Source organism: Pseudomonas sp. B392_1p, from assembly GCF_052245235.1.
Taxonomy (GTDB): Bacteria; Pseudomonadota; Gammaproteobacteria; order Pseudomonadales; family Pseudomonadaceae; genus Serpens; species Serpens gallinarum.
The window spans coordinates 80,568-103,369 of the sequence record NZ_JBQPXM010000005.1 but is presented as its reverse complement, the minus strand read 5'-3'; the positions used below and the strand labels follow the sequence as shown (position 1 = coordinate 103,369).

Below are 22,802 nucleotides of genomic sequence, written 5' to 3'. Positions count from 1 at the left end.
GTGTTCGCTCGCAAACACACGCTGAAAGGTCCTAGACTCGGTGGCTTGCTGAAAAAGGACGCCTCCGTGACCCCGACCATCTTCTGGTACGACTACGAAACCACTGGCATTAACCCGCGTTGCGACCGGCCTCTGCAGGTCGCCGGCATTCGCACCGACGAGGCGCTTAATGAAGTCGGCGAGCCGCTCAATCTGTACTGCCGACCGGCCGATGACATCCTGCCGCATCCAGCAGCCTGCCTGATTACCGGCATCACTCCGCAAACCTTGCACGAGCAGGGTCTTGGCGAAGCTGAATTCATGACCCGCCTGCATGCTGAACTGTCCCGCCCCGCGACGTGCGGAGCCGGCTACAACAGCCTGCGCTTCGATGACGAAGTGACTCGCTACAGCCTGTACCGCAACTTCTTCGATCCCTATGCCCGGGAATGGCAGGGCGGCAACAGTCGCTGGGATCTGATTGACCTGGTGCGTACTACCTATGCACTGCGCCCGGACGGAATCAACTGGCCGCAGCAGGACGGGCGCGTCAGCCTGCGCCTGGAGCTTCTGACTGCCGCCAACGGCATTGATCATGGCCAGGCTCACGATGCGCTGTCCGATGTGCGCGCCACGATCGGGCTGGCGCGCCTGCTGCGTGAGCGCCAGCCGCGCCTGTATGACTACCTGTACCGTTTACGCGGCAAAGCCCAGGTCATGGAGCAGATTCGCCTGCTGCAGCCGCTGGTGCATGTTTCGGGACGGTTTTCAGCCGAACGCAGCTACCTGGGCGTGGTGCTGCCGCTGGCCTGGCACCCCAAGAATCGCAATGCCTTGATTGTTTGCGACTTGCAGGCCGACCTGACACCGCTGCTGGAGCTGGATGGCGAGACCCTGCGAGAGCGTCTCTATACGCGGCACGACGAACTGGGGGAGGGCCAACTGCCCGTGCCGCTGAAATTGCTGCATATCAACAAATGTCCGGTAGTGGCTCCGCTAAAGGTGCTTCGCGGCGAGGATCGCGAGCGCTTGCAGCTCAACCTGGAGCATTGCCTGCAACAGGCACAGCGTCTGAGGGATGCTCAGGAGCAATGGCGGGGCAAGCTGGCGACGGTCTATGCACAAGATGAGTTTGCGGGCGTCGACGACCCAGAGCAGCAGCTGTATGGCGGGTTTTTAGGGGATCGGGATCGCCTGTTGTGCGATCAGGTGCGTAATGCCGAAGCGAGCAGGCTGGCGAGCGAGCGTTGGCCGTTCGATGATCTGCGCATGCCTGAACTGTTGTTCCGCTATCGCGCGCGCAACTTCGCCGAGACATTGACTGCCGATGAACAACAGCGATGGCAGACGTTTTGTCGATCCCGGTTGAATGATCCCGCCATGGGTGCTCCCCAAACCTATATAGCCTTCCAAACGGCCGCTCTGGAGTTGCTGGGGCGTGCTTCGCCGTCAGAGCGTGCCATCTTGCTGGCCTGGAAAGACTATGCCAAGAAACGCGCTGAGGATTATGGTGTATCGACTGCTGTTGAAGCATTTTAGAATGTGTTGGCGCTCTTTATTTCAGTATTGAAATCTGGAAACGTCGCCGTTCTATGTGCCAGGCGTGGCGGTGTGGCTTTGGCAACTGCCCATTATCCAGGGGCTGAGATGGTTATAGCCCACGCGTGGGACATGTTCGCTGGGGCAGGATTAATACAACAAAAAACGCCAGCATAATGCTGGCGTTTTTGTTTAAGCGAAACGATGTTTAATCGAGCAAGGTGGCCCAGCTCTCTACTTCGTCGGAGCTCCACTTGGCCTTCCAGGCTTTCAGAACCTTGTGGTTGCCGCCTTTGGTCTCGATGACTTCACCCGTGTGCGGGTTCTTGTACTGTTTGACCTTGCGGGTACGCTTGGCCGGAGCAGGCTTGGCAACCAGTGCCGATTTGGAAGAGCGGGCGTTCGGGTCAATGATGGCAATAATATCCGGCAGGGATTTGCCGTGGGTGCTCATCAGTTTGCGCAGTTCTTCTTCAAACTGCTTTTCCTTTTGCAGCTTTTCGTCCTGCTCGAGGTTCTTCAGGCGCTCTTGAAGTTCTTCAATGGCTTCTTTAGTGGCGCGGTATTCAGAGAGAAGGGACATTTTTTTTCCTTGCAATAGGAGGATTGTTTCAGGATTCGTGAAACAAATGATAGTCAGCTGTAGTGCACAAGTAAACTGAACTTAAAACTTTTGAAAAGGTTTTCGGTCCTTGATCACACGCCAAGACACTAAGTGTACTTGGCGTGTTGAAGCGCCTGCTGGCGATCATAACACCGGATCGAGAAATAGTTGAATTAACGAAGCGTTTGCAGAGTAAGTGCCGTGAAAGGTTAGATAGCGAGCGATATGCCGCAAAGACGTTTGCAGGGCAGGGTGGAAATGGCAAGAACGGTATTGTTCATCGGCGAACGAGGCAAGACACTCAAGGTGCGTGGCCTGCAGCGGTAAGTTCATTGTCAGCCTGTTACTGATCTTTTTGTGGCGTACGGCTAGAATTGCTGCCCTTTGCGAACTGGAGCTTTCAACACATGCGCACTTTTCGGCTGGTAATCGCCTGCCCGGATGGCGTCGGGATCGTCGCCAAGGTCAGTAACTTTCTGGCCACCTACAATGGCTGGATCACCGAGGCCAGCCATCATTCGGATAATCAGAACGGCTGGTTCTTCATGCGTCATGAGATCCGTGCCGATTCGCTGCCATTTGATCTGGACGGCTTCCGACAAGCCTTCGCGCCGATTGCCAAGGAATTTTCCATGGTTTGGCGGATTAGCGACTCTGCGGAGATGCGCCGCGTAGTGTTGATGGCCAGCCGTGAATCGCACTGCCTGGCAGACCTCTTGCACCGCTGGCGCAGTGGGGAAATGGATTGCGAGATCCCTTGTGTGATTTCCAACCACGAAGACTTGCGCAGCATGGTGGAGTGGCATGGTATTCCTTACCACCATGTGCCGGTCGATCCCCAGAACAAACAGCCGGCCTTCGATGAAGTATCGCGTCTGGTCGATGACTACAGCGCCGATACCGTGGTGTTGGCTCGCTACATGCAGATCCTGCCGCCCGACCTTTGCCAGCGCTATCGTCATCAGGTGATCAATATCCACCACAGCTTCCTGCCGTCGTTCGTGGGCGCCAAGCCCTATCATCAGGCGTCGCTGCGGGGTGTGAAGTTGATCGGCGCGACCTGCCACTATGTGACCGAGGAGTTGGATGCCGGCCCGATCATCGAGCAGGACGTGGTCCGTGTGACCCATCGCGACAGCATCGAAACCATGGTGCGCCTGGGCAAGGACGTCGAGAAGATGGTGCTGTCACGTGGCCTGCGCTTCCATTTGGAAGATCGAGTCATCGTGCATGACAACAAGACCGTGGTGTTTGCCTAACGCAGGTACACACATGACCGATCCAATGCGCCGCGCGAGCGCCAGCCTGCCGCCCACAGTGGGTGAGGGCTGCGTGAGGCGCTTCGATCCAGAACAGTTGAGCGATGACTGCGGCGCCGAGTTTTCCGGCGCCGCCCAATTGTGGGCCGAACTGCAGCAAGACGTTCAGCAAGAACTGGACCAAGAGGTGTCGCAGGTTACCCGGCAGTGCGACGAGCCCGACGAGCGCGCTTGAACCGTGTGCCACTGGTCTATTGCCGGCTCGGAAGGATTGGCACTCGACTAGCGTATTTAAGACCGCTGAGAGGCGTGGTCGCGCGTAGCCGGTGAGGGACAGTCAAAAAAGGATCATCTACGACAGATAGGCTCTGCTTTTCGCAACGTTACGCTATCTCAGCGGTCTCGCCTGCGATTTTCTATGGCGTGATCACTCGCTGCATATGGCGGAACCAGCATGAGGTTACTGTCATGACGTCCACAATCGCTAGAGGCCTGTTCCTTATGGGCGCTCTGGGCGTGGTTTCCCTGGCCACCGCGGCCTGGCACGAGCCGGGACCGGGCATCATACAAGGAAGTCATGGATTGACGCATTGCCCGATTCCTCCCAACGCGCGCGAGAAGGTGTTGTCGGTTCAACCCGGAGAAGAATTGCTGCTGTTGCTGTACGGTTTGTCGCAGAGTGCTCAGTCTCGCGGATGAGACATGGCAGTGACGGAGACCGCTCGTCCTACGAGTCCCTACGGAAAGCCCCGATGCGCCTTGCGCGTCGGGGCTTTTTCATGCGTATACCGACACACTTCAATGTGCCGGCTCCAGCGCCTGCCGGTACGCATCCGGTTTGGCCAGCAGGCAATACATGCTCGGCAGCACGAACAGCGTGAACAGCGTGCCCACTGACATGCCGGTGGCGATCACCAGGCCGATATCGAAACGGCTGACGGCACCTGCGCCTGTGGCCAGCAATAGCGGGAACATGCCGAATACCATGGCGGCGGTGGTCATCAGCACCGGACGCAGGCGGATCGCTGCGGCTTCCTCCACCGCCTCGCGAGGCGTCAGCCCCTTGCTGTGACGTAATTGGTTGGCGAATTCAACGATCAAAATGCCGTGCTTGCTGATCAGTCCGATCAGCGTCACCAGCCCGACCTGGGTGTAAATGTTCATGGTTGAAATGCCAAGAAACAATGGGATCAGAGCACCGCAGATCGACAGCGGCACGGTGATGAGAATCACCAGCGGATCGCGAAAGCTCTCGAACTGCGCGGCCAGCACCAGGAAAATGATCGCCACCGCCAGGGCGAAGGTGACATACAGCTCACCGCCTTCCTGGATGAACTGGCGTGACGCTCCGGCATAGTCGAAGGCGTAGCCGCGCGGCGCTTCTTCTTCGGCAATCGTGCGCACGGTGTCGATGGCTTCGCCCATGCTGACGATGGGCACGCCCTGGATGATTGCTGAGTTGAGCTGCTGGAACTGGTTGAGCTGGGTAGGGCGCGCCCGGTCGTGGACACGGATCAGCGTACCCAGCGGCAGCATCTGGCCTTGCTCGTTGCGCACATAATAGCTGTCCAGCCAGTCGGGATTGTCGCGCCAGGCACGCTCCACCTGGGCGATGACCTTGTAGCTGCGCCCTTCTACCGTGAAGCGGTTGATTTCGCCTTCACCGAGCAGAACCGCCAGGGTCTGCCCCACTTCCTGCATGGAAACGCCCATTTGCGCGGCTTTCTGCCGGTCGATTTCAACCACCAGCTCGGGCTTGTCGAATGCCAGGTCGACGTCGAGAAAAGCGAACTTGCCGGATTCCTGGGTGCGCTGCCGGATACGGTCGGTCACTTGCAGGAGCGATTCATAATCGTTGGGCGTATTGATCACGAACTGGAACGGTAAACCCTCGCCGGTGCCGGGCAGCGAGGGCAGGTTGAAGCCGAAGATCTGCAGGCCGGGTACCTGGTTGATGCGCGTCTGCACCAGGGGCAGCAGTTCCATCTGCGTGCGTGAGCGCTCGTCCCACGGGGTGAGCAGAAATCCGCCAATGCCGGATTGCACACCATTGAAGCCGTTAATCTGGAACGAGGAGTAATACTCGGGAAAGGCTTTGAAGATGTCGCGAAACTGGTCGGTGTACCTGTTCGTGTAGTCCAGGTTGGTGGGCTGCGGTGCGTTGCTGAGCAGAAAGATCGCGCCCTGATCTTCCTCCGGAGCCAGCTCGCTCTGGGTGAACATCAGCAGTACCGGGATCAGCCCGAGCACGATCAGCGCAAAGACCAGGACCACAGGGCGTGTATCGAGGGTGCCGTGCAGAAGTCGCTGGTAGCGCAAACGCACGCGCTCAAAGGTGCGGTCAATGCGCTGGGCCAGGCCGGAAGGATTGGTGGTGGGGCGCAACAGTTTTGCGCACATCATCGGCGACAGGGTCAGCGCGACGATGCCGGAAATGATCACTGCACCGGCGAGGGTAAAGGCGAATTCCTTGAACAGCGCGCCGGTCAGGCCTTGCAGCAGACCGATGGGTGCGTAAACGGCCGCCAGGGTGATGGTCATCGATACGACCGGCACGGCGATTTCCCGCGCGCCTTCCAGGGCCGCCTCGAACGGCGTCTTGCCTTCCTCGATATGCCGGTGGATGTTTTCCACCACGACGATGGCGTCGTCCACCACCAAGCCAATGGCCAGGACCATGGCCAGCAATGTCAGCAGGTTGATCGAGTAGCCCATCAACTGCATGAAGAACAGCACGCCGATCATCGACAGCGGGATGGTCACTACCGGAATCAGCACTGAACGCAGCGCACCCAGGAACAGGAATACCACGACGATGACGATCAACACTGCCTCGCCCAGAGTCTTCACCACCTCGTCGATCGAGGCACGGATGAACTGCGTGGCGTCGTAGGCGATGGACAGCTTGAGATTGGGCGGCAACTGCGCCTGCAATTCAGGAATCAGGCCGCGGACGTTTTCGATCACCTCCAGCGGATTCGAACTGGGCGTGCCCTGGATGGCAATGTAGACAGAAGGGGTGCCGTCGAAGGAACTGACGCTGTCGTAGCTTTCCGATCCCATTTCGACGCGGGCCACATCGCCGAGCAGCACGCGGGTGTCGCCTGCGGTTTTCAGCGGAATGGCAGCGAAGGCCTCAGCGGTCTTCAACTCAGTTTCAGCATTGACCGCGGTGAGTGTGTATTCACCCTTCAGCTCGCCGGCGGTGGTCAGGAAGTTGTAGCGGCGCACCGCGCTGCTGACATCCGCCGCGCTCAGCCCATACGCACCCAGTCTGATCGGGTCGAGCCACAGACGCATGGCAAACACCTGATTGCCGAGGATCTCTGCCTCGGCAATGCCCGGCAGGGTGGCCAGTTTGGGTTGAATGATCCGCGACAGGTAATCGGTGATCTGCGGGTTGGACAGCTCCTCGCTATAGAAGCTGATGTACATCAGGGCCGTGGAATCGGCGGCTTGCTTGGCCAGAACCGGGTCTTCGGCATCCTGCGGCAATTGGTTCTTCACTTCGTTGGCCTTGGCCAATAACTCGGTGAAGAGCCGATCGCTGTTACTGCCGATGCGCGCATAGATGGAAATCAGCGACACGTTCTGACGGCTCACCGATGTCATGTAATCGATGCCCTCGGCACTGGCCAGGCTCTGTTGCAGGGGCTGGGTGATATAGCCCTGGATGGTCTCGGCATTGGCGCCGGGATAGGTCGTGGTCACCGTGATCAGCGCGCTTTCCAGTTCCGGATACTGGCGAATTGACAGTTGCTTGAAGGCCTGGAAGCCGAGCAGCACGATTAACAGGCTGATGACGCTGGCCAGCACCGGGCGACGGATGAAGGGATCGGTGAAGGCCATGGACAATATCCTCTGCGTTTACGACCGTTTGAAGCCTTGCCCGCCTTTTCAATGTCTTGGTGCTGCCGATTCAAGGCCGGGCTTCGGGTGCGACGATGGAGACGGCGGTGTCATTGTCGAGTTTCAACTGGCCGGAGCTGACTACCCACTCGCCGGCAGTCAGTCCCTTTTCAATCACCACCAGGCCGTCGCGACGTTCGCCCGTGGTAATGAAACGACGCTCGACACGCTTGCGTGGCTGGCCTTGTTCGTCGGTCTGTACCTGGCCGGCCTCATCCTGCTGATCCGTGACGACATAGAGCGCGTTGCCGTAAAGGCTATAAGTGATGGCGGTTTCCGGTACCGCCACGCGCTGCGGCGTCTCGGGCAGCAGGACATCCAGATTGGCAAACATGCCTGGCAGAAGTTTTTCTTCGGGGTTTTGCAACTGGGCGCGCAGTTGGATATTGCGCGTGCTTTCCTCGGTGCGCGGGTTGATGGCGCTGATCTGCCCGGTGAACACCTCATCGGGATAGGCCGGTACGCTGAGTTGAACCTGCTGGCCGACGCGCAGTTGCGGCACGCGCTGTTCCGGCAGGAAGAAATCAACCTGCAGGCGGGACAAATCCTGCAACGTGGCGATCAGTGTGCCGGAGCCCAGGTAATCGCCGACCTCCACTTGGCGGATGCCGATGGTGCCGGCGAAGGGCGCCGAGATGCGTTTCTTGGCCAGGCTGGCCTTGAACTGCTCGACGCTGGCCTGGGCCTGGCGGGCCTCTGCGTTCAGTCGGTCGAACTCGCTGCGTGAGATCATCTGCCGGCCGACCAGGTTGCGGGCGCGGCCCAGTTCCACCTGCGCCAGGCCCAAGGCGGCCTCGGCGGAAGCCAGGCCGGCCTGTTCCACCTCGCTGCTCATCTGGATTAGCGGTTGATCCTGGCTGACCTTTTGCCCCGACTCGAACAGCGTTTGCTGCACGGTGCCGGGGACTTCAACCGTCAGCTCCACGCCTTGAATGGCCTTGAGCGTACCGATAGCCGGCAGGCGACGCTGCCAAGGGATTTCCCGTGCAGGTTCGGCCTCCACGCTGATGGGCGGCGGCGGGGCGGAAAAAAGCTGGACCTGCTGGTAAATCGAATAGCCCTTGTAGGCAGCCAGAGCCAAAACTACCAGCACGACCACGGCAAGCATGATGAGCATGCGGCGCAGCAGCATGGGGGTTCCTCGTCAAAGCGGGACGCGCGAGGAAAGCTTAGACGCAGTCCAGTCCTGCGCAGGGACCATTCGCAACCAGGGCGTGCGCTATTGGACCGGCTGCAAGGCCGCTGTAAGCATGGCGCTGATGGGCGAGCCTGCACATTGCAGGCTCACCAAACCGCAGCGCCAGACACGGCGGTGCGCTGGTGTCAGGCCTGGATGTGCCGGGTTAACGCGCTGAGCGTGCTGGACAGACTGTGCAAATGCTGTCCAGCCTCCTGGGTGCGTTGCAGATGGCCTTGATTGGTGCTGGCAATGTCGGTGATCTCGGTGAGGTTCTGGGTCAGGCCCTCAACGACCGAGGTTTGCTCTTCGGCAGCGGTGGCGATCTGGCGACTCATATTGCGGATGGTTTCCACGGCGTCGGTGATGCCGCCGAGGGTGTCACTGGCGCGCTTCACCTGTTCGACGCCATGCTCGCTGCTCTGTTGGCCGTTCTCAATGGCACGTACTGCATTAAGCGCACCGCTCTGCACCGCCTCGATGATTTGCTGGATCTCGGCGGTGGATTCTGCTGTGCGCTTGGCCAGAGTGCGCACCTCGTCGGCGACGACGGCGAAGCCTCGCCCCGCATCGCCCGCCCGCGCTGCCTCGATGGCCGCATTTAGGGCCAGCAGGTTGGTCTGGTCGGCAATGCCGTGAATCACCTCAAGCACGGCGCCGATTCGTCCGGTATCACTCTCCAGGCTGTGCACCACGTCGGCGGCATGGATGATCTCGTTGCGAACCGCTTCGATGCTCGTGACCATGTCCTGCATGGCGGCCTCGCCTTGTTGAGTGATGTTTTCTGCCGCATCGGCCGCGCTGGCCGCCTCGGTGGTGTGTCGGGCGATTTCCTGAGCCGTGGCCGACATCTGGTGCATGGCGGTAGCCACCTGATCGGTGCGGTCGAACTGGGTGCGGGTGCTTTCGGCCATCTGATAGGAAATGGTGTTCAGTTCGCCGCTGGCCTGATCCAACTGGGTCGTACTTTGCTGAAGATTTCTGAACGTAGCGGAAAGAAACTCGCGCAGCCGATTGGCTGCCTGGGCCAATCGACCTAGCTCGTCGCGCCGGCTGGCATCCACCGGCAGACCCAGGCGCCCCTGGCTGAGTTGGGCGATGTGCTCAATCAGTTCGTTGATGGGGGCAATGAGACGACGGTTGATAAGCCATTGGCCCAGCAGTCCGACCACCAGACTCGACGACAGCATGAACAACAGGCCATAGGTGACGGTATTAGTGGTGGAGCGCTGGAGGAGCGGAATTTCAGCCTCGGTCTGCTCACGCCAGTTTCGCCCCATCAATTCGAGCTCATCGCTGAAGTTACGGTCGATTCCCTGAACGTTCCGGTCCGCCACCCGGGCATTGAAACCGCTGCTCAGAAAGACCTCGCGGCCCTGACGATAGGCCTGGCCGACCTGTTGGTGTTCATTGCGCAGCTCAACCAGCCGCGCCCTGAGCGCGGGGTCGATATCGGGGGCGTTGATGAGACTCTCCAGACTTTGTTGCACGTCGCGTTCCTGGGCCTCGAAGCGGTTCCAGAATGACGCCAGGTCGTTGCTGCTCCGGGTCCGCAGCAGCATGTTTTTCCACTCCTGAACCTGGGTCTTGAAGTCGAGATTGGCCTGGTTGAGCACCAGTGTGGAATGCGTCGGGCCGGCCAGCAGGCGTTGATACGCATGGGCGTTGTCACTCAAGGACTGAAAGCAGGCCAGAGCAATCATCAGCATCAACATCAGGCTGCCGCCCAGCAGGATCAGGACTTGGCTGCGCAGCGAGTTGGCAAAAGACATGACACATTCCTTGGAGAGGGAGAAGTGCGACCGTACGGACTTCGCTGTACCGGACGGTTGGCAATGGAAAGCGGGCTGGAAAAGCGCAGAGGCTGGCTGCGCATCACAATTGTGCCTTTTACCGTTTATCGGCTGACGGCTCGCTGAACTTGAGAGAAAGGGCACAGACTCGGCGTTGAAACTCTGGGTGTTGATTATCCCCCGCGCCCATTGTCTACCGATGAAATGGGTGCAATGGATGGAGGTGTGCCATGAACCTGAAAGAGGCCGGCTCGCCGGCCGATGTATACGAGCAGTTCTTCGTCCCTGCGTTGTTCCGACAATGGGGGGAGGTCATGGTGGACGTGGCGGGTATCGAGACTCGCCAACGCGTGCTCGACGTCGCCTGCGGCACTGGCGTGCTGGCCTGTGCCGCAGCCCAGCGGGTCGGTGGCGGTGGAGCGGTCACCGGACTTGATCCCAACGAGGACATGCTGGCCGTGGCGCGCCGCAAAAGCACCGCGATCGAATGGCTCAGCGGTCGTGCCGAGGCATTGCCCTTCAACGACCAGAGTTTCGACGTGGTGGTCAGTCAGTTTGGCCTGATGTTCTTTGACGATCCGGTGGCGGCGCTGCGGGAGATGCGCCGCGTGCTGCGCCCCGGAGGACGCCTGGCCGTGGCGGTGTGCGATGCGCTCGATCATTCTCCCGGCTACGCGGTGCTCGCCGAGTTGCTGCAGCGGTTGTTCGGTGAGGCCGTGGCTGAGGCCTTTCGCATGCCGTTTTCCTGTGGCGAGCGAGAATCCTTGCGTAGCCAGGCCGTTGCGGCCGGTCTGAATGAAGCCCAGGTTACCCGGCATGACGGAGTGGTGCGCTTTGCCTCTGTCGAGGCGCTGGTCGCCACCGAGCGTGCCTGTGTTTGGACGCTAGGCGGTCTGCTTGACGATGGGCAGTTCGCCCGCCTGCGCCAGGAGGCCGAAGAGTCGCTGCAGCCCTTCGTATTGGCGGATGGTCGGGTCGAGTTCAGCATGCCGGCATTGATCGTGACCGCGACGGGCGAGTGACTCCTTGGCGTGAGTTGGATGCCTGTGGCAGTGGCGAAATGTAGGGTGGATGGCGCTTTATCGAGCCACCGCGCATGGCCAGGGTGGATGTAAAACGCGACATCCACCAGCAGTCGTCAGGAGTGTGTTTTGTTCGCCTTAACGCCCCCTTAAGGAAAGAGTGACGTCAAAAGGCCTGTTTTTTGACGTCAGAATGTCATGACGCTGGCCGGGCCGCCGATATACCCACCACTGCTTGTGGTGTGCTCTGCTTCACGTGCGCGCACCGGTAAGAAGAAAAACAAATCACTTCGGATGAGGTCATCCCATGTTTCTTCGGCGTTTCAAGGTCGGTCCCAGGGCATTCATCAGCTTTTCCCTGGTTGCGTTGCTGGTCGTGTTGCTCGGCTTGTTCGCACAGAGTCAGATGAAGGTCATTCGCGGCGCGACGCTCGTGCTGCTCGATAACACCTTGCCAAGCTATGTCTCGTTAGGCTCCGTCAGCGAGAAGATGCTGCGCCTGCGCATCATGTCCTTCCGCCTTCTGGTCGACCGCGAAGAGGACAAGCTCAAGGCATCCCTGGCACGTGCTGACGAGCTGGTCGGCGAGCTCTCGGCCGAGATTGGTGGCTACGAGCGACTGATCAGCAACGATGCGGAGCGGGTGCAGTTTTCCGAACTGAAGCGGGCGATGAATGACTACGTGGGCATTCACCAGCGCTTGGTGCAGTTTTCCCACCAGAACGATCTGCAACAAATGCATGCCTTGCTGGGCGGCGATTACAACCGGCTGTCCATTGCTCTGGGTGCGCAGCTGAACAAGCTGGTCAAGATGAACAGCGAAGCGGCTGCGGATTTTACCGAATTGTCCCGCGCCGAATACCAGCGCGCGGAAATCGGTGTGATGATTTTCCTGATCATCGCCGCGCTGTTGACCGTCGGGCTGGCACTAATCTTTACCCGCAGTATCGTGGCGCCGCTGGGCGAGGCCGTGCGTGTTGCGGAAACCGTGGCCGCAGGCGACCTCACTCAGGACATCCGCGTCAGCGGCGAAGATGAGCCGGCACGCTTGCTCGCCGCGCTCAGAACCATGCAGCAAAGCCTCAAGGCGACCATCCAGGGCATTGGCGACTCGTCCAATCAGCTGGCCTCGGCTGCCGAGGAGCTGAATGCGGTCACCGAGAACTCGAGCAAGATCCTCCATCAGCAGAACCATGAAATCGAGCAGGCGGCTACGGCCGTCAACGAGATGACGGCTGCGGTGGATGAAGTGGCGCGCAACGCGGTAGCTACCTCGGAAGCGTCGCGCGGCTCCGACACGGTCGCGCGCAAGGGTCAGGAGCAAGTCAACCGTACGGTCGATTCGATTCATCACGTAGCCAACGACGTGACCTCCACCGGTGGGCAAGTCGAGCAGTTGGCCGAACGCATTCGCCACATCAGCACGGTTCTCGATGTGATTCGTTCGATTGCCGAACAGACCAACCTGCTGGCCCTTAACGCGGCCATCGAAGCAGCGCGGGCCGGTGATGCCGGCCGCGGCTTCGCCGTAGTGGCCGATGAGGTGCGGGCCCTGGCCCATCGCACGCAGCAGTCGACCCAGGAGATCGAGCAGATGGTGGCCGGTATCCAGCAGGGTACTGATCAGGCTGTGGCCGCCATGCAGACGAGCAATGATCGCGCTCACTCCACGCTGGACATCGCGCGTGCCGCCGGCGAGGCGTTGGAGCAGATCACCGCGGCGATCGGCAATATCACCGAGCGCAACCTGATTATTGCCAGCGCCTCGGAAGAACAGGCGCAAGTGGCCCGTGAGGTTGACCGCAACTTGGTGAATATTCGTGATCTGGCCGTGCAAACGTCCGCTGGGGCTCACCAAACCAACTCCGCGAGTCAGGAGCTGGCGCGCCTGGCAGTACAGCTGAAAGGTCTGGTGATGCGCTTCAAGGTGTAAACCTCTCCGCGTACAGGGCGAACTCGCTGGCCCTGCGGGTTCGTCACTCGTGGTGCGAAATGTGGTTGGCGTTTATATCCACATGCTCGCTTGATCTCTGCGGGCTGGGCTACCTACTGTAATGAGGTTGCCATGCTGGCATGCACGCAGAGGTTTGGACGCAATGACCGAGATGGACTTCCAGGCGCTCGCCGAGCGCCTTGCCGGGGTTGGCGAGATCGAATGCATAACGCCTGACCTCAACGGTGTACCACGCGGCAAAGTGATGACCGCCGAAGGCTTTTTCGCACCACGGCGCCTGCAGATGGCTCGGGGCGTGATGCTGCAATGCATCATGGGTGGTTATCCGCCGCCCGGTTATTACGGCGGAGATGATGGTGACCTGGTGCTGCGTCCCGATCCTAACCAGGTGCATCGAGTGCCCTGGAGTGAACAGCCGCGCGCCCTGGTGATCTGCGATGGCGTGGACATGGACGGTGGACTTTGCCCGCTGTCGACACGCAGCCTGCTGCGCCAGGTGTTGGGCGAGTATGCGCAGCAGGGCCTGGCGCCGGTGGTGGCTACTGAGTTGGAATTTTTCGTATTCGCCCGCAACCCGGATCCGTTGCAGCCGTTTGAGCCGCCGCGCGGCCTCGACGGTCGACCGGAAACCGGTTCGTCGGCGTTCAGCGTCACGGCCAACCACAATTTGCGCGAGTTCTTTGCCGAGGTATATCAGGGTATGGGCGCGCTCGGGCTTGCGCGCGACACCTTCATGCACGAAATGGGGATCAGTCAGTATGAGATCAACCTGGTGCACGGCGAGCCATTATTGATTGCCGACCAGACTTTTCTCTTCAAGCATCTGCTCAAGGAGGTGGCGCTCAAGCATGGCTTGATCGCCGTGTGCATGGCCAAGCCGCTGGCGAGCACGCCGGGCAGCTCCATGCACCTGCATCAGAGCGTGGTGCGCGCCGACGGCGGCGAGAATATTTTCAGTGACGGGCAGGGCGAGGAAACCCCCGAGTTTCGGCATTTCATCGGTGGGCTGCAGGCGGCGCTGGGCGATCTGACTTTACTGTTCGCTCCCCATGTGAATTCTTACCAGCGCCTGTTTCATCCCTTTGCATCGCCGAACAATGCGTGCTGGGCGTACGACAACCGCGCCGCCGGGTTGCGCGTGCCCGTCAGTGGTCCTGAGGCGCGGCGGGTGGAAAATCGGCTGCCCGGCGCCGACGCGAATCCCTACCTGGTCATCGCCGCGAGCCTGGCGGCCGGGTTGCGCGGCATGCGCCTGGGGCTTGAGCCGAGTTCGCCGGCGCAGGGCGAATTCGTCGCGCCGCAGGCGTTGCGCCTGCCGTTCACCATGTCGGCCGCGCTGGAGCGCTTACAGAACAGTGAATTGGCGCGCGAACTGTTGGGGGCAGAGTTCATCGAAGGCTTTGCTGCCAGCAAGCTGATGGAGCTGGGCAGTTATTACGACGAAATCACCCCGTGGGAGCGTCGTCACCTGGCCTCATGGGTATGATGGACGCTGCGGCTCCCGTACCGGGGGCCGTTTTTATATGGAGGCTTGTCTGATCCAGCTATGTTTCGCGCCCTGAAATCATTTCCTGCGTTGTATATGGCCACCCTGCTGATGCTGCTGGGTTCCGGTTTGTTGAGCACCTACCTGGCCCTGCGAGTGGCCGAGGTGATGGATGGTGTGTGGGTGGGTGCGCTGATGGCGGCCTATTATCTGGGACTGGTGCTGGGCGGCAAGATTGGCCACCACTTGATTGCCCGAGTCGGGCACATTCGCACCTATGCGGCGAGCGCCGGCGCGGTCACCGCGGCAGTGCTGGGCCATGGCCTTATCGAGTGGCTGCCCATCTGGCTGGTGCTGCGCATGTTGGTCGGCTTGGGCATGATGTGCCTGTATATGGTGGTGGAAAGCTGGCTTAACGAGCAGGCTGAAGACCATCAGCGCGGCCGGGTATTCGCCGGTTACATGGCGGCCTCCTACGGGGGGTTGGTGTTGGGGCAACTGGTGCTGGTGGCGTACCCCTCGCTGGGGCTCGAACTGCTCATGCTGGTGGCGCTGTGCTTTGCGTTGTGCCTGACGCCGGTCACGCTGACCGACCGCATCCACCCGGCGCCTTTGCACCCTGCACCGATGGAGCCGCGTTTCTTCATGCGCCGTGTGCCGCAATCGCTGGTCACGGTAGTCATGGCGGGACTGGTCGTCGGGGCCTTTTATGGTCTGGCGCCACTGTACGCCAGTCGCATGGGGCTGGGGACGGCCGAGGTCGGCCTGTTCATGGGCAGCTGCATTCTGGCCGGACTTGTCGGGCAGTGGCCGCTGGGTTGGCTGTCCGATCGCTACGACCGGCCACAGTTGATTCGGGTGTGTGCCTTGCTGCTCAGCCTGGCCAGCCTGCCGCTGGCCCTGCTGCAAGAGGGATCGCTCTGGTTGCTGCTGCCCATTGGCTGCCTGGCCAGCCTGTTGATGTTCAGCCTGTACCCGTTGGCGGTGGCGTTCTCCAATGACCACGTGGAAGCGGAGCGTCGGGTATCACTGACGGCGATGCTGCTGATGACCTTCGGTGTCGGCGCGGCGATTGGGCCGTTGTTGGCGGGGGTATTGATGCGCGTGTTGGGGGCAAATCTGCTGTATGCCTTCTTCAGTGGCTGCGGGCTGCTGCTGGCACTGAGTGTTCGTCCGCATCGGGTAACCAACCTGCACCAGGTCGAAGATGCGCCGCTGCATCACGTGCCAGTGCTGGATAGCATGGCGGGCTCGCCCTTGCAGGCCGCCTTGGACCCGCGTGTCGACGAGCACGTGGTGCAGGAGCAGATGCAGGATTAGCCGTGCGGCTAGGGAAAGGTATTAGTGCATTACGCTGCATCGGAGACGCGCGGAGCGTCTCCGTGGCGGGCTCGACGATTATTCGAAGGGGCCTTCGCGCTCGAGGCGGCGACTTTCTCGCTGTACCTGAAAGACGAAGCGCTCGATCTGCCGCTGCTCGAGGCCGCTGATTTCGTGAAAGCGCATGCCGGCGAAGCTGGCCTCGTGGCGTTCTTCGTAGTGCAAGTGGCGCAGCTCAGCGGCCAGCACCAGAGTGGCTTCGGGCAGGGCAATGCTCAGTCGTTCGTAGACTTCGCCGCGCTCCAGAACGCTCAGCACGTTGCCTGGAAAGCGCAGCTTGCAACCGGTGGCCGAGATGTCCAGCAGTTTGCCGACCAGTGAGGGGGAGAGCAGGCTGCCGGCCAGATTGATCGTGGGGATCTGGCTGGGCTTGAGGGGGGCGCGGTAGGCGTCACGGCGCTGGTGATAATCCATTTCCTCAGGCAGCTCGATCCAGTAGCAGCGATGCCCCTGATGTTCGCCGCGGCGAATCTGGGCACGCTCGGTACGCCAGGCCATGCGTATGCCTTCGTGATACCCCTGGACATGGAAGCTCTCACCCCCTAGCAGGCGGGCCTCGCCGTCGGCAGGTACCAGTTCATCCAGCGCGAGCAAGCCACGCTCCCGATCAAGATCCACCAGAAGGCTCTGGTAGTGCTGAGTTTGGCCGTCGAAGGTGATTGTCAAACTATCCAGGCCTTGCTGGAGCAGCTTTAAACTGGCGAGGATTTCCAAGGGTTCCCGGAGTATCACCGGGCCTTGGGGCGCGTTGTCATCATCCAGGAATTTTGACACTGTCTCGAAGTCTCCGAACGGTACGACACCGACCTGCCCCTGCGAGCATCGAGGCAGATCAGTTTATTAATTCAGGCCAGATTGATGGGGCGCTGGCGGGCTATGTTACCGGTGCTCTGACCGCGACGGTTATAGAGCCCGGCGGTGTCATTCTTGCCGCGCACGATCATCAGCAACCCTTCGACACTGCTCTGGCCATGCTGGATGAGGCGGCCATTGCTCAGGTTGGCTTCCTGGCAGCGCTGCAGCAGTTCACTCAGGGTATCGGCACTTTCCATCAGTGCGGGGCCCTGCGGCGAGCGTTGCGCAAACGCTTGCAGGCCATCACGGTCGGGCGTCAGTTGCAGACCACGCAACAGCTCGCTGCGCTGCTGGCGATGCTGCTCAAGCAGGGCAAGCAGCTGTTGTTTCTCTTCCAGCAGTTCTTCCAGCAGCGCCAGCTCACTGCGACTCAAGGCCTGATACTCGCTGTCGAGCAGCGCGAGCAGACGCTCAGCGCTGGCGATATCGTCATTGAACTGCTGCAAAAGGCTTACTGCTGGCATAACAACCTCTGTTGAGCGGGCGTCCTGCTCCCTCGCGGGTCAATCAGCGCAGGGTTTCGAAACCGAGCAGCTTGCTGGCCACGCGCTGGCTGTCGACCTGATAGCTGCCATCGGCGATGGCTTGCTTGATTTGTGCCACGCGTTCGTGGTCGACACTGGGCTGGCTACGCAATTGATCGCTGATCTGCTGCAACTGTTGAGCCTCAGCACTGAGAAGTACCGGCTCGCCACTTTTGGCCGGTGTTGCAGGCTGGGCCAGCGCGGTGTCGATCGGCGGCTGCGCCGCATTGCTGCGGTTTGTGCTGGGCGGGACGGGGGTGCCGTTCGACCGCTGAATGTCGATAACCATGATTCGCTACCTCGGACGGGTGTATGGACGCATGCCATTATTCTCGGCCAGGGCGGCAGGAACTTTAGTGCGATCCGATACGGTTTTGCGTTTCGGGTCACAGTTTAAAGGATTTAAACAGTTCTTGACGGTTTAGAGGTCCACTTCCACCTGTCCGGGGCCACTGATCCTGGCCTTGATGATGCGTTGGGAGCCCAGGTTGCGTACCCGGATCTGTTCACCTGGCGCTCCGTTGCTCAGCGCTTCGCCGGGCATGCGTACATTCAGGCCGCTGTTGCGGGCGCTGATGACGACCTGATCACCTTTGCTCACCACATCGGCTCGTTCCAGGTGGTTGGGGGTGAGGATCTGGTCGGCGGTGACGGGGCGCGTCAATTTGTAGCCCAGGGCCTGATCCAGCTCGGTCAGATAGCCTTGGCTGAGCTGGCCGACGTCGCGCTCCGCCAGGCGGATATCTGCAAAACCGATGGTGCTTGAGCGCGCCAAGGGGCGCGCGACGGCGACTACGTCGCGATACAGGCGCACTTGGGCGGGGACAAAGACGCTCCAGGGCGAACGACCGCTGCAGCCGACGCGCACGGTGACCCGGCCGATGGGCTGTGGCGGGTTTTCCAGGCTGGCATACAGGGGTTGGTCGCAAAACGGCATGCGCAACCGTGGGTCCAGTCGGTTCATGTCGATTTCATGGCGCCCGGCGATGGCGCTGCGCTGCAAGTAGTCGGCGACAGTGGCCTCAAGAAATGCCTGGGCTGTGCCGATAAGCTGATCAGGTAGCGTTTGTGGTGTTGGCGCCGCCTGTGACGAGATGCTGTGCAGCACGGCAACGCAGGCGAGGGGCTGAGCAAGCCTGGATAAACGTCGTAAAAATGACAGGGCAATCTTCATGCCCTAAAAGAAGCAAAGTACGTGCCGCCAGGTAAAAGGCGAGCATCGAACTTTGGTGCGCGTGTGGGTAAGCACGGCGGCACTTTCCGTCCCTACCTGAACATACAACGTTCTATTCATATCAAGGGAGCCGGCATGGCTGGTGTAATGGACTCGGTAAACCAGCGCACTCAGCTGGTCGGACAGAATCGCCTGGAGCTCTTGCTGTTTCGTCTCGACGGCAGTCAGCTGTATGGCATCAATGTCTTCAAGGTCAAGGAAGTACTGCCTTGTCCCCGTCTGAATGTCATGCCCAAATCGAGCGCGGTAGTGTGTGGCGTGGCGAATATCCGTGGCGGAACCGTTCCGATTCTCGACCTGTCGATGGCTACCGGCCGTCGCGCTCTGACCGAGCGGCAGAACAGTTTCGTCATCATCACCGAATACAACTCACGCGTGCTGGGCTTCCTGGTGCGCTCGGTGGAACGCATCGTCAACCTCTACTGGCATGAGGTGCATCTGCCGCCCAAGGGCACCGGACGGGATCATTACCTGACTGCGGTGACCCATGTGGATGATCGGCTGGTGGAAATCATCGATGTAGAAAAGATTCTTGCCGAAGTCATACCGACCAAAGAAACGGTCTCTGATCACGTCATTTCCGCGCAGGCTCAGCAGTTTGCCGAGACTCAGCACGTGCTGGTGGTGGATGATTCATCGGTTGCCCGCAAGCAGCTGATTCGTTGCCTGGAAAGCCTTGGCGTCGAGGTCACTGCTCTGTGCGATGGTCGCCAGGGACTCGAGTATCTGCAAAACATGCTCAACGAGGGGCGCAGCCCTGAGAAGGAGCTGCTCATGGTCATTTCCGATATCGAAATGCCGGAGATGGATGGGTACACTCTGACCGCAGAAATTCGCCAGGACCCGCGCATGAGCAAGCTGCATGTGCTTTTGCATACCTCGCTGTCAGGGGTGTTCAACCAGGCGATGGTCAAGAAGGTGGGTGCGGACGACTTCCTCGCCAAGTTTCGCCCGGATGAACTCGCGACCCGAGTCATCGAGCGAATCACTGCGCAAAGCAACTGAGAGCTGCGGTTTTCGGCATTCCATAACGTTAAAGGCGGGCTAGGTGTCTTCGGGTAATTTGGATTTTGAACTGTTCCGGGACTTTCTGGAAAAAACCAGTGGGATTCTGCTTGGCAGCAATAAGCAGTATCTGGTGTCCAGTCGGCTGAACCGGCTCCTGGAAGAGCAAGGCATCAAAAGCCTCGGCGAGCTGGTGCAGCGAATCCAGAGCCAGCCGCGCAGCGGTCTGCGTGAGCTGGTGGTCGACGCCATGACCACCAACGAAACCCTGTGGTTTCGCGACGGCTATCCGTTCGAGGTTCTCAAAAGCCGGGTACTGCCGGAGCTGCTCAAGGCCAACCCGCATCAGCGCCTGCGTATCTGGTCGGCAGCCTGTTCTTCGGGGCAGGAACCCTATTCGCTGTCGATGACCCTGGACGAGTACGAGCGCACCTATCCCAGCCAGTTGCGCATGGGCGCGCAGATTGTCGCCACCGAACTGTCCGGCACCATGCTGGCGGCCTGCAAGGCCGGCGAGTACGACAGCCTGGCCATGGCGCGCGGCTTGTCTCCGGAGCGCAAGCAACGGTATTTCGACCAGGTCGCACCGGGACGGTGGGCGATCAAGCCAGCCTTGCGCAGCCGCATCGAGTTTCGTGCCTTGAACCTGCTCGACAGCTACGCCGTGCTGGGCAAGTTCGACATCGTGTTCTGCCGCAACGTGCTGATTTATTTCTCCGCCGAGGTGAAGCGCGACATCCTGCTGCGCATCCATGGAACGCTCAAACCGGGAGGTTACCTGTTCCTGGGGGCCTCCGAAGCGCTCAATGGCTTATCGGATCATTACCAGATGGTGCAGTGCAGTCCGGGGATCATCTACCAGGCCAAGTAAGCATCGATATTTCACGTAGGGTGACGTTGAGCGCAGCGATACCGCGGTGTTTTGACATTTTTGATGCGTCTTGGCGCGATCCCATCGGGTTGCTCTGAATTTCCTGATTGCGCCCAACGCGCTGACTTGACTCCCAAGCTTCACTCCAGAACCACCAGCCGGTTGGCCAGCTGGTTGCGCTCATGGGTTGCCGGCAGGTGTGCCTGGAGGTGCCGGCCACAGCCCTCGATGCAGTCAAGAAAACCCTGCAGGGTTTGCCCTCGGCGTACCTGCTGGGTAAAGCGTGCGATCAGGCTTTCCCACACGTCGTTGCCGATGCGGCTGGAAATACCGCGGTCGGCGAGAATTTCCACATAATGCTCGGCTTCGCTGACGAAGATCAGCAGGCCTACATCGCCGTCGGTGTGGTGCAACTGCTGTTCGAGAAACTGTCTACGTGCCAGGTTGGCCGCCCGCCAGTGACGCACCCGCAGGGGAATCAGGCGCAGGCGCAGCGCGGGAAGCCTGAACAGCAGGCCCAGTAGCAGAAAGCTGCTCCACTGGCTCAGCAAGAGCTGACGGGCGTTCAACCAATCGCCTAATACGTTGAGGATGCCGGGCAGCAACAGGGCAATCAGGCCGGCCCACACCAGAGGAATGTAATGGTAATCGTCCGCCTGGGCCGCCAGTACGGTGACCAGCTCGGCATCGGTGCTGCGCTCGACGCGGGTAATCGCATCGGCGACCTGCTGCTGTTCCTGTTCGTTGAGTAGGCTCATGTGTCTCTCCGTTTACCAGCCACCGGAGGCGCCACCGCCCCCGAAACCGCCGCCGCCCCCGCCGAATCCTCCCCCGCCAAACCCGCCGCCGCCACGTCCAAGCAAGGTGCCGAGCAGCGCGCCGGCAATCACATCCCGTCCTCGTCCACGCTTGCGCCGTCCGCCGCCGCCCCCGCCGAGAAACAGGATGATCGCAATGAACATGATCAAGAACAGCAGCCCGGCGGGCTGCTGTTCGCCACCGCCCTGGGCGGCGCTGTAGCCTTCCAGCGGCTCGCCGCCGAGCACCTGCAGCATGGCGTCGACACCGGCGCGAATGCCCCCGGCGTAATCGCCCTGGCGAAAGGCCGGGGCGATCAGGTTGTGGATAATCAGCGCCGATTGCGCATCGGTGAGTCGGCCTTCCAGGCCATAGCCGACCTCGATGCGGATCTTGCGTTCGTCGCGGGCGATAATCAGCAGCGCGCCGTTGTCCCGGTCCTTCTGACCGATGCCCCAGTGGCGGCCCAGCTCGACGCCGAATTCCTCGATGCTGCGACCTTGCAGGTCGGGCACGGTGACCACCACCAATTGCTCGCCGGTGGCCTGTTCATGGGCGGCAAGCTGCTGGGCCAGTTGGCTTTCGCTGGGAGCGTCCAGCAGCTCGGCCTGGTCGACCACTCGGCCGGTGAGTGGCGGAAACTGGACTTGTGCTTGCACGCCAGTGGCGCCCAGGCAGAACAGCAGGGCGATCAGCAGCAAATACCGCCAGTCGACAACGGCATGGCCCCGTTGCATCAGAACTGCACTTGTGGGGCCTGCTCCGCATTCTCCGAGGTGGCCTCGAAGGTCTCGCGGATCGGCATGTCGCTGTACATCAAGGTATGCCAGATGCGGCCTGGGAAGGTGCGGATCTCGGTGTTGTAACGTTGCACGGCGGCGATAAAGTCGCGCCGCGCCACGGCGATGCGATTCTCGGTACCTTCGAGCTGGGATTGCAGGGCGAGGAAGTTCTGGTTGGACTTGAGGTCAGGGTAGCGTTCCACCACCACCATCAGCCTGCTCAAGGCGCCGCTCAACTGATCCTGGGCCTGTTCGAACTGACGCAGTTTGGCAGGATCGTCGAGGGTATTGGCATCCACCTGGATCGAGGTCGCCTTGGCCCGTGCCTCGATCACCGCTGTGAGGGTTTCTTGTTCCTGGCGGGCGTAGCCTTTAACGGTTTCCACCAGGTTGGGAATCAGGTCGGCGCGGCGTTGGTACTGGTTTTCCACCTGCGCCCAGGCGGATTTGACTTGCTCGTCATAGCTGGGAATGTTGTTGATTCCGCAGCCGCTCAGCAAAGTGACGAGCAGCAGGCTGGCGAGGGTGCGCAGCGAGGCGAGGCGTGACGGGCCATGCATCTTAAATCTCCCGGTGACAGGGCGGAGCAGGGATAGCCGCCGGTGGTTTTACTGTAGATGCCTTCTTGCCC

20 protein-coding genes and 1 pseudogene are annotated in these 22,802 nt (G+C 60.5%); 9 read left to right on the top strand and 12 right to left on the bottom strand.

The window, feature by feature from the left end:
• Window positions 1–66: 66 nt before the first annotated feature.
• Window positions 67–1,518: an exodeoxyribonuclease I gene (sbcB, locus tag ACTV8E_RS09080; RefSeq protein ID WP_443199264.1), complete on the top strand. Its 1,452-nt coding sequence runs from the start codon at window positions 67–69 to the stop codon at window positions 1,516–1,518.
• 208 nt (window positions 1,519–1,726) lie between these two features.
• Here the strand turns inward: sbcB and mvaT are convergent, their stop codons facing one another.
• A complete protein-coding gene (mvaT, locus tag ACTV8E_RS09075) occupies window positions 1,727–2,101 on the bottom strand; it encodes a histone-like nucleoid-structuring protein MvaT (protein ID WP_251835096.1) in 375 nt (124 codons plus the stop codon).
• Window positions 2,102–2,529: 428 nt separating this feature from the next.
• Between mvaT and purU the strand changes: the two genes are divergently transcribed.
• Entirely contained in the window at window positions 2,530–3,381 is an 852-nt protein-coding gene (purU, locus tag ACTV8E_RS09070; protein ID WP_251835097.1) for a formyltetrahydrofolate deformylase, read from the top strand.
• 13 nt (window positions 3,382–3,394) lie between these two features.
• Window positions 3,395–3,616: a hypothetical protein gene (locus ACTV8E_RS09065; RefSeq protein ID WP_273537040.1), complete on the top strand. Its 222-nt coding sequence runs from the start codon at window positions 3,395–3,397 to the stop codon at window positions 3,614–3,616.
• A 563-nt stretch (window positions 3,617–4,179) separates the two neighbouring features.
• Here ACTV8E_RS09065 and ACTV8E_RS09060 read toward each other — a convergent pair.
• From ACTV8E_RS09060 to ACTV8E_RS09045, 4 genes and pseudogenes are all read right to left on the bottom strand, one after another.
• Complete coding sequence (locus tag ACTV8E_RS09060) at window positions 4,180–7,230, bottom strand: multidrug efflux RND transporter permease subunit (protein ID WP_273537044.1); 3,051 nt, start codon at window positions 7,228–7,230, stop codon at window positions 4,180–4,182.
• Between the two features lie 70 nt (window positions 7,231–7,300).
• Entirely contained in the window at window positions 7,301–8,422 is a 1,122-nt protein-coding gene (locus ACTV8E_RS09055) for an efflux RND transporter periplasmic adaptor subunit (protein ID WP_443199263.1), read from the bottom strand.
• 191 nt (window positions 8,423–8,613) lie between these two features.
• Window positions 8,614–9,381, bottom strand: a complete 768-nt coding sequence (locus tag ACTV8E_RS09050) for a methyl-accepting chemotaxis protein (protein WP_443199426.1) — start codon at window positions 9,379–9,381, stop codon at window positions 8,614–8,616.
• 102 nt (window positions 9,382–9,483) lie between these two features.
• Window positions 9,484–9,657: pseudogene (locus ACTV8E_RS09045) on the bottom strand (HAMP domain-containing protein); the annotation flags it as partial.
• An 833-nt stretch (window positions 9,658–10,490) separates the two neighbouring features.
• On the opposite strand from ACTV8E_RS09045, the gene ACTV8E_RS09040 reads away from it, so the two are divergent.
• From ACTV8E_RS09040 to ACTV8E_RS09025, 4 genes are all read left to right on the top strand, one after another.
• The gene (locus ACTV8E_RS09040) at window positions 10,491–11,282 is read left to right on the top strand and encodes a methyltransferase domain-containing protein (protein ID WP_443199262.1); all 792 of its coding nucleotides are present in this window, start codon (window positions 10,491–10,493) and stop codon (window positions 11,280–11,282) included.
• Between the two features lie 307 nt (window positions 11,283–11,589).
• Window positions 11,590–13,215, top strand: coding sequence for a methyl-accepting chemotaxis protein (locus ACTV8E_RS09035; RefSeq protein WP_251835103.1), 1,626 nt, complete (start codon window positions 11,590–11,592; stop codon window positions 13,213–13,215).
• Between the two features lie 163 nt (window positions 13,216–13,378).
• Window positions 13,379–14,722 carry a glutamine synthetase family protein gene (locus tag ACTV8E_RS09030; protein ID WP_443199261.1) on the top strand — a complete coding sequence of 448 codons (1,344 nt, stop codon included), beginning with the start codon at window positions 13,379–13,381 and terminating at the stop codon, window positions 14,720–14,722.
• Window positions 14,723–14,782: 60 nt separating this feature from the next.
• A complete protein-coding gene (locus ACTV8E_RS09025) occupies window positions 14,783–16,042 on the top strand; it encodes an MFS transporter (RefSeq protein WP_273537056.1) in 1,260 nt (419 codons plus the stop codon).
• Window positions 16,043–16,120: 78 nt separating this feature from the next.
• Here ACTV8E_RS09025 and ACTV8E_RS09020 read toward each other — a convergent pair whose 3' ends face one another.
• The 4 genes from ACTV8E_RS09020 to flgA all read right to left on the bottom strand — a co-directional run bounded on the left by ACTV8E_RS09020 (window position 16,121) and on the right by flgA (window position 18,655).
• The gene (locus ACTV8E_RS09020) at window positions 16,121–16,876 is read right to left on the bottom strand and encodes a flagellar brake protein (protein ID WP_251835106.1); all 756 of its coding nucleotides are present in this window, start codon (window positions 16,874–16,876) and stop codon (window positions 16,121–16,123) included.
• Between the two features lie 71 nt (window positions 16,877–16,947).
• A complete protein-coding gene (locus tag ACTV8E_RS09015) occupies window positions 16,948–17,421 on the bottom strand; it encodes a flagella synthesis protein FlgN (protein WP_443199260.1) in 474 nt (157 codons plus the stop codon).
• A gap of 43 nt (window positions 17,422–17,464) precedes the next feature.
• Window positions 17,465–17,770 carry a flagellar biosynthesis anti-sigma factor FlgM gene (gene flgM, locus ACTV8E_RS09010; RefSeq protein WP_251835108.1) on the bottom strand — a complete coding sequence of 102 codons (306 nt, stop codon included), beginning with the start codon at window positions 17,768–17,770 and terminating at the stop codon, window positions 17,465–17,467.
• Window positions 17,771–17,902: 132 nt separating this feature from the next.
• On the bottom strand, window positions 17,903–18,655 hold the full coding sequence (flgA, locus tag ACTV8E_RS09005) for a flagellar basal body P-ring formation chaperone FlgA (protein WP_433962662.1): 753 nt from the start codon (window positions 18,653–18,655) through the stop codon (window positions 17,903–17,905).
• 135 nt (window positions 18,656–18,790) lie between these two features.
• On the opposite strand from flgA, the gene ACTV8E_RS09000 reads away from it, so the two are divergent.
• Complete coding sequence (locus tag ACTV8E_RS09000) at window positions 18,791–19,720, top strand: chemotaxis protein CheV (protein WP_273537061.1); 930 nt, start codon at window positions 18,791–18,793, stop codon at window positions 19,718–19,720.
• A gap of 43 nt (window positions 19,721–19,763) precedes the next feature.
• Window positions 19,764–20,591 carry a protein-glutamate O-methyltransferase CheR gene (cheR, locus tag ACTV8E_RS08995; RefSeq protein ID WP_251835111.1) on the top strand — a complete coding sequence of 276 codons (828 nt, stop codon included), beginning with the start codon at window positions 19,764–19,766 and terminating at the stop codon, window positions 20,589–20,591.
• 140 nt (window positions 20,592–20,731) lie between these two features.
• Here the strand turns inward: cheR and ACTV8E_RS08990 are convergent, their stop codons facing one another.
• The 3 genes from ACTV8E_RS08990 to ACTV8E_RS08980 are packed head-to-tail and all read right to left on the bottom strand — an operon-like array spanning window position 20,732 to window position 22,731.
• Window positions 20,732–21,349, bottom strand: coding sequence for a TPM domain-containing protein (locus ACTV8E_RS08990; protein ID WP_443199259.1), 618 nt, complete (start codon window positions 21,347–21,349; stop codon window positions 20,732–20,734).
• Between the two features lie 12 nt (window positions 21,350–21,361).
• The gene (locus tag ACTV8E_RS08985) at window positions 21,362–22,126 is read right to left on the bottom strand and encodes a TPM domain-containing protein (RefSeq protein WP_443199258.1); all 765 of its coding nucleotides are present in this window, start codon (window positions 22,124–22,126) and stop codon (window positions 21,362–21,364) included.
• Window positions 22,126–22,731 (bottom strand): LemA family protein, encoded by a 606-nt coding sequence (locus ACTV8E_RS08980; protein ID WP_273537066.1) that lies wholly within the window; start codon window positions 22,729–22,731, stop codon window positions 22,126–22,128. Before ACTV8E_RS08980 ends, ACTV8E_RS08985 begins: the two co-directional genes overlap by 1 nt.
• Between the last annotated feature and the right edge of the window lie 71 nt (window positions 22,732–22,802).

Bases quoted from the DNA above. Each gene is read 5' to 3' on its own strand.
- mvaT (WP_251835096.1), bottom strand. From the start codon at position 2,101: ATGTCCCTTCTCTCTGAATACCGCGCCACTAAAGAAGCCATTGAAGAA.
- purU (WP_251835097.1), top strand. From the start codon at position 2,530: ATGCGCACTTTTCGGCTGGTAATCGCCTGCCCGGATGGCGTCGGGATC.
- ACTV8E_RS09065 (WP_273537040.1), top strand. From the start codon at position 3,395: ATGACCGATCCAATGCGCCGCGCGAGCGCCAGCCTGCCGCCCACAGTG.
- ACTV8E_RS09060 (WP_273537044.1), bottom strand. From the start codon at position 7,230: ATGGCCTTCACCGATCCCTTCATCCGTCGCCCGGTGCTGGCCAGCGTC.
- ACTV8E_RS09055 (WP_443199263.1), bottom strand. From the start codon at position 8,422: ATGCTGCTGCGCCGCATGCTCATCATGCTTGCCGTGGTCGTGCTGGTA.
- ACTV8E_RS09050 (WP_443199426.1), bottom strand. From the start codon at position 9,381: ATGGCCGAAAGCACCCGCACCCAGTTCGACCGCACCGATCAGGTGGCT.
- ACTV8E_RS09040 (WP_443199262.1), top strand. From the start codon at position 10,491: ATGAACCTGAAAGAGGCCGGCTCGCCGGCCGATGTATACGAGCAGTTC.
- ACTV8E_RS09035 (WP_251835103.1), top strand. From the start codon at position 11,590: ATGTTTCTTCGGCGTTTCAAGGTCGGTCCCAGGGCATTCATCAGCTTT.
- ACTV8E_RS09030 (WP_443199261.1), top strand. From the start codon at position 13,379: ATGACCGAGATGGACTTCCAGGCGCTCGCCGAGCGCCTTGCCGGGGTT.
- ACTV8E_RS09025 (WP_273537056.1), top strand. From the start codon at position 14,783: ATGTTTCGCGCCCTGAAATCATTTCCTGCGTTGTATATGGCCACCCTG.
- ACTV8E_RS09015 (WP_443199260.1), bottom strand. From the start codon at position 17,421: ATGCCAGCAGTAAGCCTTTTGCAGCAGTTCAATGACGATATCGCCAGC.
- flgM (WP_251835108.1), bottom strand. From the start codon at position 17,770: ATGGTTATCGACATTCAGCGGTCGAACGGCACCCCCGTCCCGCCCAGC.
- flgA (WP_433962662.1), bottom strand. From the start codon at position 18,655: ATGAAGATTGCCCTGTCATTTTTACGACGTTTATCCAGGCTTGCTCAG.
- ACTV8E_RS09000 (WP_273537061.1), top strand. From the start codon at position 18,791: ATGGCTGGTGTAATGGACTCGGTAAACCAGCGCACTCAGCTGGTCGGA.
- ACTV8E_RS08990 (WP_443199259.1), bottom strand. From the start codon at position 21,349: ATGAGCCTACTCAACGAACAGGAACAGCAGCAGGTCGCCGATGCGATT.
- ACTV8E_RS08985 (WP_443199258.1), bottom strand. From the start codon at position 22,126: ATGCAACGGGGCCATGCCGTTGTCGACTGGCGGTATTTGCTGCTGATC.
- ACTV8E_RS08980 (WP_273537066.1), bottom strand. From the start codon at position 22,731: ATGCATGGCCCGTCACGCCTCGCCTCGCTGCGCACCCTCGCCAGCCTG.